The 16,677-nt window shown below is 44.3% G+C and carries 16 protein-coding genes; 9 read left to right on the top strand and 7 right to left on the bottom strand.

Translation table 11 applies throughout. The annotated features are described in order from the left end of the window. The first annotated feature begins 213 nt into the window (after positions 1-213). Together ACNURT_RS08430 and ACNURT_RS08425 are read left to right on the top strand one after the other, a co-directional pair. Positions 214-1,356, top strand: a complete 1,143-nt coding sequence (locus ACNURT_RS08430) for a cytochrome-c peroxidase (RefSeq protein WP_419701354.1) — start codon at positions 214-216, stop codon at positions 1,354-1,356. Between the two features lie 10 nt (positions 1,357-1,366). After that, positions 1,367-1,858 carry a molybdopterin-binding protein gene (locus ACNURT_RS08425; protein WP_419701353.1) on the top strand — a complete coding sequence of 164 codons (492 nt, stop codon included), beginning with the start codon at positions 1,367-1,369 and terminating at the stop codon, positions 1,856-1,858. Between the two features lie 486 nt (positions 1,859-2,344). Here the strand turns inward: ACNURT_RS08425 and ACNURT_RS08420 are convergent, their stop codons facing one another. Further along, the gene (locus ACNURT_RS08420; RefSeq protein WP_419701352.1) at positions 2,345-2,992 is read right to left on the bottom strand and encodes an ankyrin repeat domain-containing protein; all 648 of its coding nucleotides are present in this window, start codon (positions 2,990-2,992) and stop codon (positions 2,345-2,347) included. 349 nt (positions 2,993-3,341) lie between these two features. Between ACNURT_RS08420 and ACNURT_RS08415 the strand changes: the two genes are divergently transcribed. From ACNURT_RS08415 to ACNURT_RS08405, 3 genes are all read left to right on the top strand, one after another. Continuing rightward, positions 3,342-5,897: a DNA translocase FtsK 4TM domain-containing protein gene (locus ACNURT_RS08415; protein ID WP_419702121.1), complete on the top strand. Its 2,556-nt coding sequence runs from the start codon at positions 3,342-3,344 to the stop codon at positions 5,895-5,897. A gap of 69 nt (positions 5,898-5,966) precedes the next feature. Then, positions 5,967-6,644, top strand: coding sequence for a LolA family protein (locus tag ACNURT_RS08410; protein WP_419701351.1), 678 nt, complete (start codon positions 5,967-5,969; stop codon positions 6,642-6,644). 283 nt (positions 6,645-6,927) lie between these two features. Beyond that, the gene (locus ACNURT_RS08405; RefSeq protein ID WP_370998697.1) at positions 6,928-7,305 is read left to right on the top strand and encodes a hypothetical protein; all 378 of its coding nucleotides are present in this window, start codon (positions 6,928-6,930) and stop codon (positions 7,303-7,305) included. A gap of 83 nt (positions 7,306-7,388) precedes the next feature. Here ACNURT_RS08405 and ACNURT_RS08400 read toward each other — a convergent pair whose 3' ends face one another. The 4 genes from ACNURT_RS08400 to ACNURT_RS08385 form a co-directional block, all read right to left on the bottom strand. Continuing rightward, positions 7,389-7,640: a DUF1456 family protein gene (locus ACNURT_RS08400; RefSeq protein WP_419701350.1), complete on the bottom strand. Its 252-nt coding sequence runs from the start codon at positions 7,638-7,640 to the stop codon at positions 7,389-7,391. Between the two features lie 15 nt (positions 7,641-7,655). Next, positions 7,656-8,957, bottom strand: a complete 1,302-nt coding sequence (locus ACNURT_RS08395) for a DEAD/DEAH box helicase (protein WP_419701349.1) — start codon at positions 8,955-8,957, stop codon at positions 7,656-7,658. A 268-nt stretch (positions 8,958-9,225) separates the two neighbouring features. After that, complete coding sequence (locus ACNURT_RS08390; protein WP_419701348.1) at positions 9,226-9,507, bottom strand: hypothetical protein; 282 nt, start codon at positions 9,505-9,507, stop codon at positions 9,226-9,228. 75 nt (positions 9,508-9,582) lie between these two features. After that, positions 9,583-10,260, bottom strand: a complete 678-nt coding sequence (locus ACNURT_RS08385) for a pseudouridine synthase (RefSeq protein ID WP_419701347.1) — start codon at positions 10,258-10,260, stop codon at positions 9,583-9,585. A gap of 134 nt (positions 10,261-10,394) precedes the next feature. Here ACNURT_RS08385 and ACNURT_RS08380 point away from each other — a divergent pair, with 134 nt between their 5' ends. Further along, positions 10,395-11,540 (top strand): acyltransferase family protein, encoded by a 1,146-nt coding sequence (locus tag ACNURT_RS08380; RefSeq protein WP_419701346.1) that lies wholly within the window; start codon positions 10,395-10,397, stop codon positions 11,538-11,540. Positions 11,541-11,671: 131 nt separating this feature from the next. Here ACNURT_RS08380 and rlmF read toward each other — a convergent pair whose 3' ends face one another. Both rlmF and ACNURT_RS08370 read right to left on the bottom strand, forming a co-directional pair. Then, complete coding sequence (gene rlmF / locus ACNURT_RS08375) at positions 11,672-12,637, bottom strand: 23S rRNA (adenine(1618)-N(6))-methyltransferase RlmF (protein ID WP_419701345.1); 966 nt, start codon at positions 12,635-12,637, stop codon at positions 11,672-11,674. A gap of 19 nt (positions 12,638-12,656) precedes the next feature. After that, complete coding sequence (locus tag ACNURT_RS08370; protein ID WP_419701344.1) at positions 12,657-13,127, bottom strand: hypothetical protein; 471 nt, start codon at positions 13,125-13,127, stop codon at positions 12,657-12,659. 340 nt (positions 13,128-13,467) lie between these two features. On the opposite strand from ACNURT_RS08370, the gene ACNURT_RS08365 reads away from it, so the two are divergent. From ACNURT_RS08365 to ACNURT_RS08355, 3 genes are all read left to right on the top strand, one after another. After that, a complete protein-coding gene (locus tag ACNURT_RS08365) occupies positions 13,468-13,860 on the top strand; it encodes a hypothetical protein (RefSeq protein ID WP_419701343.1) in 393 nt (130 codons plus the stop codon). A gap of 349 nt (positions 13,861-14,209) precedes the next feature. Next, positions 14,210-15,382 carry a DUF5009 domain-containing protein gene (locus tag ACNURT_RS08360; protein WP_419701342.1) on the top strand — a complete coding sequence of 391 codons (1,173 nt, stop codon included), beginning with the start codon at positions 14,210-14,212 and terminating at the stop codon, positions 15,380-15,382. A gap of 35 nt (positions 15,383-15,417) precedes the next feature. Then, on the top strand, positions 15,418-16,581 hold the full coding sequence (locus ACNURT_RS08355) for a glycoside hydrolase family 18 protein (protein WP_419701341.1): 1,164 nt from the start codon (positions 15,418-15,420) through the stop codon (positions 16,579-16,581). Positions 16,582-16,677: the final 96 nt, after the last annotated feature.

Below are 16,677 nucleotides of genomic sequence, written 5' to 3'. Positions count from 1 at the left end.
GGTCCAGCGAAGCGTAGACCGGGTGAGTCGGCTATGCGACTTGTTTTTAACCTTGTAGGTTTCAACGCTTCCTCTTCATGGGCTATTTACTCTTGGGAAGGGGTGCGAAAATATAGTGCGATAGCAAGAGTGTGTTATCCTATTAACAGAACACACCCCTCCACCCCTCTCAAGAGGGGAACCACGCAAGGCCATTATTTATTAAATTTGTATATGAACCATCACAAACATAATCCGCTTTTAAACCAGCTTAAAAAAGCCAGGGTTATGTTTTTGCTGTTGATTTTCACGATCCTATCGGGCTGGTGTTACGTAGATGGCGATACCATTGAAACCGGCCCGTACAACCTGGTTTATCCGGCCAACTTTGGCAGTCGTATTAATATTCCGGCCGATAACCCTACCACCAAACAGGGTGTTTACCTGGGGCGGATGCTTTTTTATGAGACTAAGCTCTCGGCTAATAACAAGCTTGCCTGCAGCAGTTGCCATCAGCAGGATAAAGCTTTTACTGATGGACGGGCGTTTAGTCCGGGAGTGGATGGTGTATTGACGCCGCGCAATTCTATGTCGCTGGTCAACTTGCTTTGGGGGCGTAAATTCTTTTGGGATGGCCGGGCCAATGGTTTGGAAGAACAGGCTGTTACCCCCCTTACCAGTCCGCATGAAATGGGTCAATCGTTAACTACATCAGCACAAAAACTCACGCAAACAACCAATTACCCTACCCTGTTTAAATTGGTTTATAGCGATGAGCGGATTACCGGCGACAGGATAGTAAAGGCCATATCGCAATTTGAGCGTACGCTGATATCAGCCAATTCGAGGTATGACCAGTACCTGCGTGGTGCTTATCAGCCTACACCAGATGAATTGAAAGGCATGGAGTTGTTTAATACAGGTCCACAGCCAGAAAAAGGCATCCGCGGGGCCAATTGCAGTCATTGCCATGGCGGGCCCAAAACTTATATGGAACTGTTTCATAATAACGGACTGGACAGCCTGCCCAAAGACTCCGGCATGGAAAAACTGAGCGGTTTACCAGCCGATCGGGGCCGTTTTAAAGTCCCCACCCTACGCAACATAGCCCTTACAGCCCCATATATGCACGACGGCCGTTTTAAAACATTGGAAGAGATAGTTGATCATTACAGCGAACATCTCCGGCAGTCAGCCGCATTAAGTTCCTTTCTGCGGGGCGAATCCAACGAAGCTGGGGGTAAAAGCCTAAAGCTACTGCCGGTGGAGAAAAAACAGTTGATCGCCTTTCTGAACATGCTTACAGATTCAGCATTTATCACTAATCCCGCATTTTCGAATCCGCATTTAATCAGTACCAACAACAAAAAATATTAAATTTATATACATGAAAAAACAACTCCTGATAGCCTGTATGGCCTTATTAAGCTTTACAAGCATCTGCTTTATATCGCAGGCGCAAACCATTAAAATAAGCGGCGAGGTAAGCACACCCTTAACTATTGATGCCGCTTATCTGCAAAAATTCACCCAAACCACCGTAACGCGTAAAGACAAGGACAGGAAAGATCATACCTACAGCGGGGTTATCCTATCGGAGATATTGAAAGCTGCCGGCGTTACCTTGGGGCCGGAATTAAAAGGTGAAAACCTCACCAAATATCTGCTGGTAGAAGCCAGCGACGGTTACCAGGTGATCTTCGCCTTGGCAGAGCTGGATAAAAGTTTTACAGACAGAACCATTATCCTGGCAGATAAGGTGGACGGAGCCCCTCTTGCCACTGCCGATGGCCCCTACCGCATTATTGTACAGGACGAAAAGAAACCCGCCCGTTGTATTAAACAGGTAACCGCCATGCAGGTACATTTTGTGAAGTAAAGGATTGTCATTCTGAGCGGAGCGAAGAATCTATTCGTGAACTTAGCAATCAATTAACAGATTCTTCGCTCCGCTCAGAATGATAAACTTTTTTGTATTTATAATCTTTCTTTTCCCCGTCAGCAGAACAGCTTCGGGCGAAATCAAGCAGAATATGTTGGCATTGTGCTACCGGAGGGGCATTAGCAAACCTTGCCGAAGTCTGGGATAAAGCGAACGAAGTGGAGGTAAGGTTTAGCAGCCCGTGGTTCTGCCGGATTTGCAGGGCAAAGGCCAGGAGCGCAAAGAAGCATTTCTGCTGACAGCCTTTTTGGTTACTTTTGTGGCGACAAAAGTGACAGCCACAGTGGAAATTGAGCGCTCTACGATATGCCTTATTCGCTCTGTATAAAGGGGATTATTAATATTTGAATTGTTTTTTATCGGTATTAATGAGCTCCCTTCGGTCGGTTGTCTTCGTACTTCGCAATGACGCGTTTAAAGAAATCAGCCTAAAATTTCCGCAATCTCCTCAAAGCCCTTTTCACGTGCCAAATCGGCGGGAAGCTTGCCGCCTTCCATGCGCACATTAGTAAGGGCGCCATGCTCCAGCAGTAATACCAATAAATCGATATTACCATTTTGAGCAGCAGTATGCAGCGGCGTGGCGCCCGCCTGTTGTTTTACATTTACCCCGGCACCGTTTTCGACCAGCAAGCGGGCAATAGCAGTGTAATTTCCGGCACAGGCCGAGTGTATGGGATAAACCTGGAAACCATTGTTTGACGGCTGGTTTACATCGGCGCCATTGCTTACCAGGTAACGGGCAACTGCTTCGTGACCAAAATAACAGGCCAAACCCAGCGGTGTAAAACCATCACTGGCATGATCGTTAATGGTATCGGGAGCAGTTTCCACAAAATGACTTACTACTTCCAACTTCCCGGCAGCCGCAGCTTCAAACAGCGTAATCTGGTTAACATATTTTAACAATACGTCGGTAACTTCCGGCTTTTTATAATAACACGATAACATTAGGGGCGAAACATGGTGACTGGTTATGGTGGTAGCAAGCGCGGGGCTTTGCATCAGTAAAGCTTCCAGCTTACCCAGATCGGCGGTAGTGATGTATTGTTCCAGCTTTTCTATACTCATAGGTTACAAGGCGCAAGCCGCAATTACGCAGGCTATGCTTTTAATAAGGTTCTTTTACGAGGATGGTACCAGATGGTTTTCAATAATACTAAAAAATAAAAATACGATTAATTAATTGTTTAATCTACTAACTTTATGGGAAAGGATTTCGGATATCGGATGTTCGATTTCGGATTTACTTTGATTTGGGACGTCGGATGTTCGATTTCGGATTTATCAGGTTTGAAGATGTTGAGCACCCTTTTTACATTCACTTAAATCCCGAATCGAACATCCGACATCCGAAATTCCAAGTCCAAATCCCGTGAAATTTTATGTAAGTTTGCACTTAAAGGATGTTACATCAGCGATGCCGGTAAAAGGAAATCAATTTAAATCAAATAGTTTTAAGGACGATAATCAGCCCCGCCAAACGGGAAAAGCTGAAAAGGAACGTGTGACGAAGCGCAGGATGCCCAGCATGCCGCGATTGGATATGGAGAATGGCAAGGCAGTTAAGATAGCAGGTTTGCTGTCGCTTTTAATGTCTATCTTTTTCCTGATAGCCTTCACTTCTTACCTGTTCACCTGGCAGGAAGACCAGAGTTATATATCAACCACCAACGGCGGCTGGCACAACCTGGCCACCGGCAAAACCGTACAGGAAATTGCCGATACCGGCAACCCGCAAATAGCGCAGAACTGGCTGGGTAAATTTGGCGCACTGCTCAGCAACCAATTTATTTATGAATGGTTTGGCGTGGCCTCGTTCCTGTTTGTGTTCATATTTTTTGTGATCGGTTACCGCCTGCTGTTCAAGGTAAGGTTGTTCTCCATGATCAAAACATTAGGCTATACCTTGTTTGGTATTGTGTTTATATCAACCACCATAGCCTATTTTCACGCTTTTATTATCGATTATCCGCATTACCTGGAAGGTGGCTTTGGTTACTGGACCAATCGTTTGCTGGATGCACAGATCGGTCCGGCAGGTACAGGTGGCTTCCTGGTGTTTGCCGCGCTTACCGTACTGGTAATTGCCTATAATATTGATTTTAAACTGCCGCAGCGTAAAAACAGACCGGCAGCACAAATAGCCGTTGACGAGGTATCGCCCGAGCCGGTTGAAATGACAGAGGAAGAGCCATCTATCCCACTCGAATGGCCGCGGGGCAATAACCGCATTAAAGAAACGCATGTGAACGCAATTATGCCGGAGCCCAGGCAGCAGCAACAGCCTTTGGAACAAACGCCCATTTATCATGAACCTGTGGTGCTTAAGCCATCACATGAACCCGAGGAGGAAACGGAGATACCGCTCACGATTGATACCAACCGTCCGATGCCTGAGCTGAATGTGGAAAAGACCGACGACGACAAGGCCAAAGACCTGGTAAGCCAGTTTGGTATCTATGACCATAAGCTCGATCTGGCAACCTATAAAATGCCTCACCTGGAATTGCTGGAGAATCATGGATCGAACAAAATATCGGTTAACGCCGAAGAACTGGAAGCCAACAAGAACAAAATTGTTGAAACGCTGAACCATTATAATATCGAGATAGATAAGATCAAGGCTACCATCGGACCAACGGTTACGTTATACGAGATCATCCCGGCGCCGGGTGTGCGTATCTCCAAGATCAAGAACCTGGAGGATGACATCGCCCTGAGTCTGGCAGCCTTAGGTATCCGTATCATAGCGCCAATGCCGGGCAAGGGAACTATCGGTATCGAGGTACCCAACCAGAACCCCGAGATGGTATCGATGCGCTCTATACTATCGACCGAGAAATTCCAGAATACTACAATGGACCTACCCATCGCCCTGGGTAAAACCATCTCCAACGAGGTATTCATTGCCGATCTGGCCAAGATGCCTCACTTACTGGTAGCTGGTGCTACTGGTCAGGGTAAATCAGTTGGTATCAACGCCATATTGGTTTCGCTGCTGTACAAAAAACACCCGTCCGAATTAAAGTTTGTACTGGTAGACCCTAAAAAGGTGGAGCTAACGCTTTTCCGCAAAATTGAAAGGCATTTCCTGGCTAAACTTCCCGATGAAGGTGATGCCATTATTACCGATACTAAAAAGGTAGTAAATACCCTCAATTCGCTTTGTATCGAGATGGATCAGCGTTATGACCTGCTGAAAGACGCGCAGGTACGTAACCTGAAAGAGTACAATGCCAAATTTGTAAACCGTAAGATCAGCGATCCTGAAAAACACCGTTACCTGCCATTCATTGTACTGGTAATTGACGAGTTTGCCGATTTGATGATGACCGCCGGTAAAGAGGTAGAAATGCCGATTGCCCGTATCGCTCAGCTGGCCCGTGCGGTGGGTATACACCTGGTTATCGCCACGCAGAGGCCATCGGTTAATATCATTACGGGTACCATCAAAGCCAACTTCCCATCAAGACTGGCATTCAGGGTATTGTCCAAGATCGATTCACGCACCATCCTGGATGCAGGTGGCGCTGATCAATTAATCGGTCGCGGGGATATGTTGTTCTCAACCGGTAGCGACCTGATCCGCCTGCAATGTGCCTTTGTGGATACACCGGAGGTTGAAGCCATTTCAGACTTTATAGGCAACCAAAAAGGTTATCCAACCGCCATGTTCCTGCCCGAATATGTGGGTGAAGGCGAAGCCAGCAGCGCTAAAGAATATGACCCGGATGATCGCGACCCGATGTTTGAAGACGCTGCCCGTCTTATCGTGATGCACCAGCAGGGCTCAACCTCGCTCATTCAGCGTAAAATGAAACTGGGCTATAACCGTGCCGGCAGGATCATTGATCAACTGGAGGCCGCAGGCATTGTTGGCGCCTTTGAAGGCAGCAAAGCCCGTGATGTACTTTACCCTGATGAGTACAGTCTGGAGCGCTACCTGGAAACCCTTCAAAAACCAAAAGATTAAACCTATTCAAATTTATTTGCTCTAAACCAGTAACTATTCCCCCTGATAGTTGTTGACGTAAAAAACACAATGAAGAAATTATTTTTATATTCCATTTTAGCAATAAGCACTTGCAGCACCGCTTTCGCCCAAAAAGATACGCAAGCTAAAGCTATATTAAACCAGGTAAGTCAGAAGTACAAATCGTACGATGTGATCAAAACCGATTTTTCTTTTACTTTGGATAATCCACAAGCCGGCGTTAAAGAAACCCAGAGCGGTACTTTAATTTCAAGAGCCAAATCGGGCAAATACCGGGTAACGCTTTACACTTCTGCCGCTGGTAAAGATGTAGACAAAGAGATCATTAACGATGGCAAAACCCAGTGGACCTACCTCAAAAAAGATAAAGAGGTACAGGTAAGCGACGCGCCTAAAGGTGCCGACGGTATCAACAACCCATCGCAAATTTTTACCATTTATGAGCATGGCTACAAATACCTGTACACCGGCGAACAAAAAATAGCCGGCAAAGTATACCAGGCCATTGATCTGACACCGGAGAACGAAAAACAAAATATTTTCAAGGTTCGCCTGCTGATAGACAAGGTAAAAAAACAGATCTACAGTGCGCAACTGTTTGACAAAAACGGCAATAAGTACACCTACACCGTACGCAGCTTTACACCTAATGCTCCGGTTGCCGATGCCACATTTGCATGGGACGCAAAAGGCCACCCCGGTGTGGAACTGGTTGACCTGCGATAAAATTATGTTGGACGTTTGATATAAAATAAGAAGAGGCTGTCTCATAAGTAAAATGGAGGCTCTGAGAATTGTCTATATGAAAACGTTCTCCACCACCTACCCGAATAAATTAAAGAAAAAGAGGCTGTTCTCATACTTAGGAGACAGCCTCTTTTTCTTTTATAGTTTCTCCTATCGCCTGTGAGGACACAGGCGATTTGCATTGATGCAGGTAGTTGTCTGTGGGGACACAGCCAACGGGAGGGAGCTCTTTACATTCAATACTTTTATCTTATTTTTAATTATGCCGGAAGATCAAAACAATATAAAAAAATCATTTAACGAAGATTTTTGCACTCAATTGGAATATCACTTGTCAAGAGCATTTACAAACTCATTAAATAAAGAGTTCAAATGGCTTTGGTGTGATGGGATTAAGGTTCCTTTTATGGAAGATCAGCTTCTAAAACAACATATAATTGAAAAACAAAAACTTGTAACAGAAGCCTGGATAGGCACCAGTGGACAGGACATATATACAATGACTATTAAATTCGGCCAATGCTCAACAGAGAAATGCCGTCAAGGACTAAGTCTAAATGATTGCCTGCCAGATGATCGATCATTAAATTGGGTTAAGCTTGACTTAGACAAGAAAGAAATTGAATTACAATTAGATTAAAGAAAACTCAATGCAGTCGCTTGGCTCCAGTCGAGTGACGGCGGAATCGTATTATAAAAAACGTATCACGTAAAATGTAAAACCTACTTCCCTTCCTCCTTCGGCGCCCTTTTATCGGGCATGGGACCTCGTTGATGAATGATTAGCCCATTCAAAAAATTGCGCAGGATCTGGTCTCCACAGGGCTTAAAATTAGGATGGTCATCTGCGCGGAAAATGGCACCCAGTTCCGTTTTGGTGATACGGAAGTTAACCAGTTCCAAAACTTTTATAATATCATCATCGGTAAATTTCATTGCTACGCGTAGCTTTTTCATGATATCATTATTGCTCATGCTCTTCTCTCTTTATTATCTTGAAATATCTATTTTAACTTTTTTGTTTTTGATCTTCTCGCCCTTTACAGCTTGTACTGCGCGCTCAATGCGATTGCGTTTTACCGCCGCGTATGATGCGTAATCATGTACTTCAATCAGGCCTACATCCTCCTTATCCAATCCACCTTTTTTGAGCAGCAAGCCTACGATATCAATCTTGTTCACCTTATCTTTTTTACCCGCGGCTATATAGAGCGTGGCCCATGGCGATAGTGGCGGTATCACCGGATTTTCCGGCAATTCTTCTATCTCGGGCATTTCCTTTAAATAAGATGGTCTTTCATCTGGCGCCAGGATCAGGTATGATGTTCCTTTGGCATGCATACGTGCGGTACGACCATTACGATGCGTATAGGCTTCTTCATTATGCGGTAGTTGATAATGGATCACATGGTCAATCTCGGGGATATCCAGCCCGCGTGATGCCAGGTCGGTAGTGATCAGCAGACGGTGACTGCCATTCCTGAATTTTAACAGCGCCCGTTCACGGTCTTCCTGTTCCATACCACCATGAAATATATCATGCGGCAGACCACGGTCAAACAGCAGATCGCTGATGCGTTCAACGGCATCACGATGATTGCAGAAAACCAGCGTGGCATTATCGCCTATTTTACAAATAAGGGCAAACAAGGCATCCAGCTTATCCGCGGCTTCGGCTATAACAGCTTTTTGTTTGATATCAGGCACCGAGGTAGCGTTAGTGAGATAATCCAGCGTCGTGGGCCTTATCATTCCTGTAAAAGCCGGGATCTCATCCATTTTGGTGGCCGATGTCAGGATGCGCTTTTTTATGGCCGGCATCTGTTTAATGATGTAGGTCATATCCTCCTGGAAACCAAATTCCAGGGCTTTATCAAATTCGTCCAATATCAGGGTGTGGATGGTATCTGTACTAAAGCTTTCCCGGCGCAGGTGATGCGCGATACGGCCAGGCGTACCGATCAATACCGCTGGTGGTTGGGACAGGTTGTTGCGCTCAATTTTTACGGCGTGACCTCCATAGCAACAGTTCACTTTAAAACCACTGCCTATAGCCTTAAAAACCTGCTCAATCTGCAAAGCCAGCTCGCGCGATGGCACCATGATAAGCGCCTGCACAGTTGGGATCTTAGCATCCAGCAAACTCAACAATGGCAACAAAAAACCCAGCGTTTTGCCCGAGCCTGTAGGCGACAATAATATTACATCGCTTTTTTTGGCGGCGCTGATGGCGGCCTCCTGCATGGGGTTAAGGGCGTTTATCTTAAGATTCAGAAGGGCTTGCTTGATCATTATTGGTGCTGGAGTATGCGCAAAGATAAGCTAAATAAGCGGGGCTTTAAATTTTGTCATGCTGAACGGAGTGAAGGTGACTCTATTTACGACTAATAAAAACCGCGTCATAGGAGGAGGAACGACGTGGCAATCCCCGATTTGTAGAGCCGCTCTGTATTTTAGGGATTGCCACGCTATCCTCAATGACGCCTGTGTTAATGACTTCAAACGTTCAGCGAAGCGCGCCAACGGAGTGCGTGGTCTATATCAGACAGGCCAATTTTGTTTACCCCATCTTCTCTTCTTCCAGTTCCTGTCGGGTTTTGTCTTGAATATATTCGGCTATTTCCGCCGCTTGTTCATGGGTTAGGTCGCCAAAGCCGGTGTATTCCCATTCGCGCAGATCATCGTCAAAAACAATGTCGCCCAAGCCTACTTCACCCTCACTCAGTTTAAATACACCGGTTATATATACTGTCCCGCCCGGTATTGTTTGATTTACAGATTTTATGGTGACAACGCGTTCGCCATCTGCGGTGTATAACTTATATTCTGCCGGTTTGATCATCTCTTTATGTATTTACGTACAAGAAGACAATCATAATACGATTTTGTTTATTTTATCAACCTAAAAATGAAGCTTTTACCAGCCCATAATTTGCATTACCCGGTTAAATTCGGGCTGCAGGCCTGCATCAATTTGTATGGTTTCGCCGGTAACCGGGTGGGTAAATTCCAGGTGCGAAGCATGCAGCAGCATGGTTTCCATATCCCAGGTTTCTTTAAACAATTTGTTCTGCTTATTGCAGCCGTGGGTACGGTCGCCTATAATGGGATGAAAAATATGACTAAAATGCTTGCGTAACTGGTGCATGCGGCCGGTAGTCGGTACCGCCTCTACCAGCGAATAGCGGGACGTGGGATGCTTGCCTAATGGTATATCCAGTTCAGCCCGTTTTAAAGTAGCATATTGGGTAAAAGCATCCTGCAAGGTGCCATTCTCTTTGCGTAACGGATAATCAATATCTTCCTGATCAGGTGTATGGCCGCGAACAATGGCCAGGTATTTTTTGTGCACCCGGTTTTCCATAAATTGTTGCTGCATGGCTATTTCAGTGGGTTTATCCAGTGCGAACAGCAGTATCCCACCGGTTTTACGGTCGATGCGGTGAGCAGGGTTTACCTTTTGACCTATCTGGTCGCGTAGTAACTGCAGGGCAAATTCCGATGCATCGGCAGCTATGGGCGACCGGTGTACCAACAATCCGTGTGGTTTATTAATGGCGATAAGGTGTTCATCGCGGTATATGATCTCTAACATGCAGCACTTATTCAAAACGCGAAGGTACAACCCTATGTAACAATTTCATTTTATAAAGTATGGTTAACTAAAAAAAATATTTTAAATAGTGCGCTTTTTATATCTTTAGTACCAAACTAAAATCTTTTTGCAATATGGCCACTACCGCAACCGCAGAGGGTGCTCCTGCTGATGATATCAATAAAGCATCAACCCGCCTATTTTCATTAGATGCCCTGCGCGGGTTTGATATGTTTTGGATAATGGGCGGCGAAGAGATTTTCCATACGCTGGCCAAAAGCACCAAATCGCCATTTTGGGAGGCCATAGCCTTACAATTTACCCACCCCGATTGGAACGGCTTTCACCTGTACGACCTGATATTTCCGCTGTTCCTGTTCATGGCCGGTGTATCCACCCCGTTTTCGGTAGGCCGCGAACTGGAAAAAGGTAAAAGTCGCGGCCAATTAACCTGGCGTGTTATCAAAAGAGCGGCTATACTGGTATTGCTGGGCCTGGTGGTTAACAATGGGTTAAACATTATGCCCATATCGCAAATTCGCTTTGCCAGCGTGCTTGGCCGTATTGGTATCGCTTATATGTTTGCCAACATCATTTATCTGTACAGCAGGGAACGCATGCAAATGGTATGGTTCTGGGTATTCATAATCGGCTATTGGCTGCTGCTCAAATTTACCTCGGCACCAGGTTTTCCACATGGCGATTTGACCATGCAAGGCAATTTTGCATCCTATATGGACCGTTTGATATTACCAGGCAGGTTGTATTTGGGCATCCATGACCCCGAAGGTTTATTCTCCACCATACCGGCCATCAGCACCGGCTTGCTGGGTATATTAACTGGTCAGCTTCTGAAAAAAACGGGTATTGCCCAAACCCGAAAAGTAGTTATTATGGCGGTTACCGGGGTCATATTCCTGATCATAGCCCAGATCTGGAACCTTGATTTCCCGATCAATAAAAACCTGTGGACAAGCTCATTTGTGATGCATGTAGGCGGCATCAGTTTATTATTGATGGCCCTGTTTTATTATATTATTGATGTGCTGGGTTATAAAAAGTGGGCCTTCTTTTTTAAGGTTATTGGCATGAACTCCATCCTGATCTATATCTCCGGAAAATTCATTAAATGGCAATATACCACCAACGGCTTTTTTGGATGGGTAGGTCAGCTGGTTGGCGACCCGTATAATATTGTGGTGATGGCTGTTTGTTTTGTTCTGGTGAAATGGATCTTCCTTTACTATCTGTATCAGAAAAAGACATTCTTGCGGGTGTGACCGTTGATTATTTTTTGATGACGTTGATTTCGTTGATTGTCTGAAACCTGATTTATAGGATTATACCTGATCAGGAATTTAAGCTCGGTTGAAGCAAAGATATCAGCGAAATCAACGTCATCAAAAAATAATCAACGGTTAAGCCACTGCTGCTGCTCTTCGGGGGTAAAAAATGTCCAGGCCATGATTCGGCTTACTTTTTGGCCCTGCGACATGTTTATGGTTTGCACTTCTTTTGCTCCGGCCTTTTGCAGGGCGTTGTATAAAACACGAAGATTTTCTTTTTTTGATACCAGTGAGGTGAACCATAAACATTGTTTGGCAAAGCGGGTACTTTGCGTAGCCATCACCTTTAAAAATGAGGCCTCGCCACCAGGGTACCATAGTTCGGTATTTTGGCCGCCAAAATTCAATAAAGGCTCCTCTTTACCTTTTGCTTTCTGTAAGCCCAGGTTATTCCATTTACGGCGCGATCCTTCGGCGGCCTCTTTGATAGAGGCATGAAACGGTGGATTGCAAATGGTCAAATCAAAAACCTCACCCGGCTTTATGGCAAATGTAAAAATATCGGCACGATGCTTTTGCAGGCGCAATTCAACCGCATTTTTTAACTGATCATTATTATCAATGATCTTTTGTGCCGATTCAATAGCGGCTTCATCAATATCTACCCCAACAAAACTCCAGCCATATTCCTGTACGCCAATAATAGGATAAACACAATTGGCGCCTACACCAATATCCAGCACCCGCACTTTTTTACCTTTTCTAATAACGCCTCCGTTTGATGTCGCCAAAAGATCGGCCACATAATGGATATAATCGGCCCGACCCGGTATAGGTGGGCACAAATAGCCCTCAGGAATATCCCAACTAACAACTTGGTAGTGATGCTTTAACAATGCCTTATTAAGCATTTTTACCGCATCAGGATTGGCAAAATTGATAGTTTGGTTATCATATTTATTCACCGTAACAAAAGGCCGTAAAGCTGGCGTGGCCCTCATCAGTGCTTTAAAATCGTATCCCAGGCGGTGCTGGTTACGCGGATGCATGGTTTCTTTCGCTTCGGGCTGGTTTGGGGCTGATTCTGGCAAGTTCTTATTTATTGATGAATTATCCTACAATGCTGCCCAAATCGGCAGGTGAATAGTTTATTGATTTCAGGGTTTTATTATCCGTGGTGCGGTAAACTAAAAATAATCCGTCGATCTCTTTATAGTGCGATTCGGTACCAGCTGTATTGCGGTAATGCTCAATGGTTTGGTTAGCTTCCTCAATAGTTTTACAGGCCTTGCTCATGTTGGAGCGGTGTACCTCATCAAACAACTCTTTAAACTTTTCGCCCAGTCCAAATTCCAGTACCGCGCCAGATAGTACGTATTGCAGATCGCAAAGAGCATCGGCTATCTCTACCAGGTTATTGTCATTAACCGCTTGCTGAAGCTCTTTTAATTCTTCGGCCAGTAATTCAATACGTAATTGACTGCGTTCTTTTGACGGGATAGCCGGTTGGGCAACTATAGGATGTTTAAAGGTGGTATGAAATTCGGCTACCTGGTTTAACGAGTTTAAATCTTTGATCATGATATTAAAGCAATATAAGCGCTGCTAAGTTATCAATTAACCCAAAAGCTTTCAAAAAATGATTGTGTTTAAAACGTAGATGGTTACTGTATTTTTAAAAACACTGCCATACATATTCACCCATTTAATCGGCACCAGACCTAAATAATCGTATTGATAATACACAATTAATATTAAAAATTAATATTAGAGCCCTAAGAATGAACGGAATAGTTCAATTATTTTGTTAATGCTTAGTTAACATTGATTATCTTTATTAACATAAACATAATATTAAAATCACTGTTTATTAACTTAGCTTTGTGCCGAAAAATAATTCAGAATTCCCTTGTCCAATAATATGAAAAACGATAAAAATAAAACCGCCGCTAAGGAAGCCCGTAAGGCTCTTAAAAAACAATTGAACGATAAACTGTTTGCCCAGATCAAAGCTGTGGTAGCCGAATTTGAATCCGATCAGAAAAAAGTGAACAAGGCCATTGAAAAAGCGGCTAAAAACCTGGCCAAAACATTAGCCGCAAAAATAGGTGCAGAGAGCCCGGCTCCTGCCGTGAAAGCCGTGAAAGCAAAAAACACAACTGCACTTGCTGTTAAAGAAGCACCTGCCGCAGCAGCGGCTAAAGCAGCCGCACCGAAAGTTGCCGCAGCTACAAAGCCAGCAGTAACACCAGCTCCTGCAAAGTCAGCTCCAGCCAAACCAGCAGCTAAAAAGGTAACAACGCCTAAGGCATAAGTTGTATATATAGCATACTTATGCAAAAAAATAAGCAAGACCCCAAAGTGTCTTGCTTATTTTTTTTGCACAATTTCAATCTTAGGTCATCATCAAACTATTTATTTCCGGATACCAACGATTAAACCTGTTTATTTCTCGCATTCCGCTTGTTTTTATCTATCGTAGTGGTAAAGTAGTGCCTCATTAATATAATCCGGCCGGTTTCCCTTTTAGTTTTGCTTACAGGCAATAAAACAAATTTGCTTAACTTAAACTCGTGTATTTATCTGCCGAAAGCAAGCCTGCATTGCTGGAAATTCAGAGAGGTACCATACCTTATTCATATTTCACAGTTAAACCCTTTTAAATGCAACAGCTGCCCAAGCGCCTTTTATCCATCGATGTGCTGCGAGCCATCACCATGCTATTGATGATATTTGTTAATGACGCCAGTGGTGTAAAAAATATCCCCGAATGGATAGATCATGCGCCTGGTAAGGCTGATGCCATGGGCTTTGCCGATACCATATTTCCGGCATTTTTATTTATCGTAGGCTTGTCCTTACCCTTTGCTATCAAAAACAGGCTTAATAAAGGTGATTCTTTTACCTCTATTTTAGTTTATATACTTACCCGGAGCGCGGCGCTTTTGATCATGGGGTTTTATCATGTGAACCTGGAAAGTTACAGCAATACCTCGCTGTTATCTAAAGCTTTATGGGCTATACTCATCTCCCTGGCTTTTTTCCTGATATGGCTGGATTATCCCGAAACCGCGACCAAAGCTAAAAGATACACTTTACAGGGTTTGGGCATAGCCATACTGATTGCCATGGCTATTGTATATAAAGGAAATGATGACGGCGAAATTACAGGTATGCGCCCCGAGTGGTGGGGAATACTGGGCATCATTGGCTGGGCTTACCTCATATGCGCTATTGTTTACCTGCTGGCCAAAGGAAAATTGAATATCCTTTTTCCGGTACTCCTGTTATTTGTAGCCATCAATATAGCACGGCATACCGGCGTTATCCATAAAAGATTATTCCTCATCGGCGATGCATCCTCCCTGTGTTTAACCATGGGTGGCATAGTGATATCAGAGTTATACGCGCGCCTGGTTTCGTTGGGCAAAACGCAGCGTATGTGGTTTATTTTCGGACTTATAGGGGTATTGTTGATTGTATTGGGACTGGCAATACGGCCTTATACGCAAGGCATCTCCAAGATCCGCTCTACACCTGCATGGATATTTATTTGCAGCGGTATCACCATCCTGGTATTTGAGTTGATGATTTACCTGGTTGATGTAAAAGGCAAGAAAGACTGGTTCAAATGGATCTGGCCGGCAGGCACCAGCACGCTTACCTGTTACCTGATGCCTTATTTCCAGGTTTTCCTGCTGATGCTTTTCCACATTAACTATCCCGATGTTTTTAACTCAGGCATCATTGGTCTGGCCCGTTCTATGGCTACCGCGTTTATATTGATCGCACTGGTTGGACTCATGGAAAAAAAGCGGATCAGGCTTAAAATTTAATACCTAATTATACCATACTTAAACCTTATTATAAAATGATCAACCTAAAACTTCATAAACAAGCAGCGGCCAAAGCCATGCTTTGTTTATTACCCTTTTTATCATCAGCGGTTACACTCCAGGCACAAAAAGCAGCTAAAAAACCCAAATATGTAATTATTGGATATGTAGGCGGTTACAAGGGTGTAGCCAATATGGAAATGGTAAATCCAGAAAAACTTACCCACATTAACTACGCTTTTGTAAACGTAAAAAACAACCGGGCCTTTTTAAGTCACGAAAGAACCGATACCATTAATTTCAGGAACCTGGTACAGCTTAAAAAGCGTAATCCGGCCCTTAAGGTACTTATATCCATAGGTGGGTGGACCTGGAGCGGCAACTTTTCTGACGCTGTTTTAACCGATACCGCCCGCGAAGCTTTTTCGGCAAGCGCTGTAGCCATTATTAAAAAATTTGATCTTGACGGCATTGATATCGACTGGGAGTACCCCGGTATCGCGGGCAACACTGGCAACATCTATCGCCCTGAAGATAAAGTAAATTATACCCTGATGTTTAAGGCTCTGCGACATCACCTGGATATATTGGAAAAACAGAGCGGCAAAAAGTTGCTGCTTACTACGGCTGTTGGAGGTTTTAAGCGTTTTTTAGATCACACCGAAATGGACAAAGTGCAACAGTATCTGGATTACATCAACCTCATGACGTATGATTACTTCCAGGATGGATCAGGTATTGCTGTTCATCATACCAACCTGTATGCCTCCAAACAATACCAAACAGAAAATTATGCCGATAAGGCCGCATCCGATTTTATGGCTGCCGGTGTGCCTGCCAGTAAATTGGTATTAGGTGTGGCTTTCTATGGTCGTTCATCAAAAGTGCTGGATATTGCCCAAAACGGACTGGGAATGAAACGTGGCGAATACGTACATGTGGGTGGTTACACGCTGATCAAAGACAGCCTGCTGAACCGCAACGGTTTTAAATATTACCGCGACCGCAATGCCGAGGCTCCTTACCTATTTAATGCAGCTACCAAGCAATTTATATCATACGATGACGAATGGTCGATAAAAGCCAAATGTCATTATCTCATCAAACATAAAATGGCCGGGGTGATGTTTTGGGAGTATGCTGACGACAAAAAGGAATACCTGCTAAATGAGATTGATGCAAGGTTGATAACGAGGTAATTGACCTTCTACTATTCAAACACGTCATTGCGAGGTACGAAGCAATCCCCGATTTGCAGAGTCGCCCTGTATAGTTTAGAGATTGCTTCGTACCTC

The organism is Mucilaginibacter sp. NFX135 (genome assembly GCF_048565145.1).
Lineage (GTDB): Bacteria > Bacteroidota > Bacteroidia > Sphingobacteriales > Sphingobacteriaceae > Mucilaginibacter.
The sequence above is the reverse complement of the archived record's forward strand: the minus strand, read 5'-3'. Positions and strand labels throughout refer to the sequence as shown.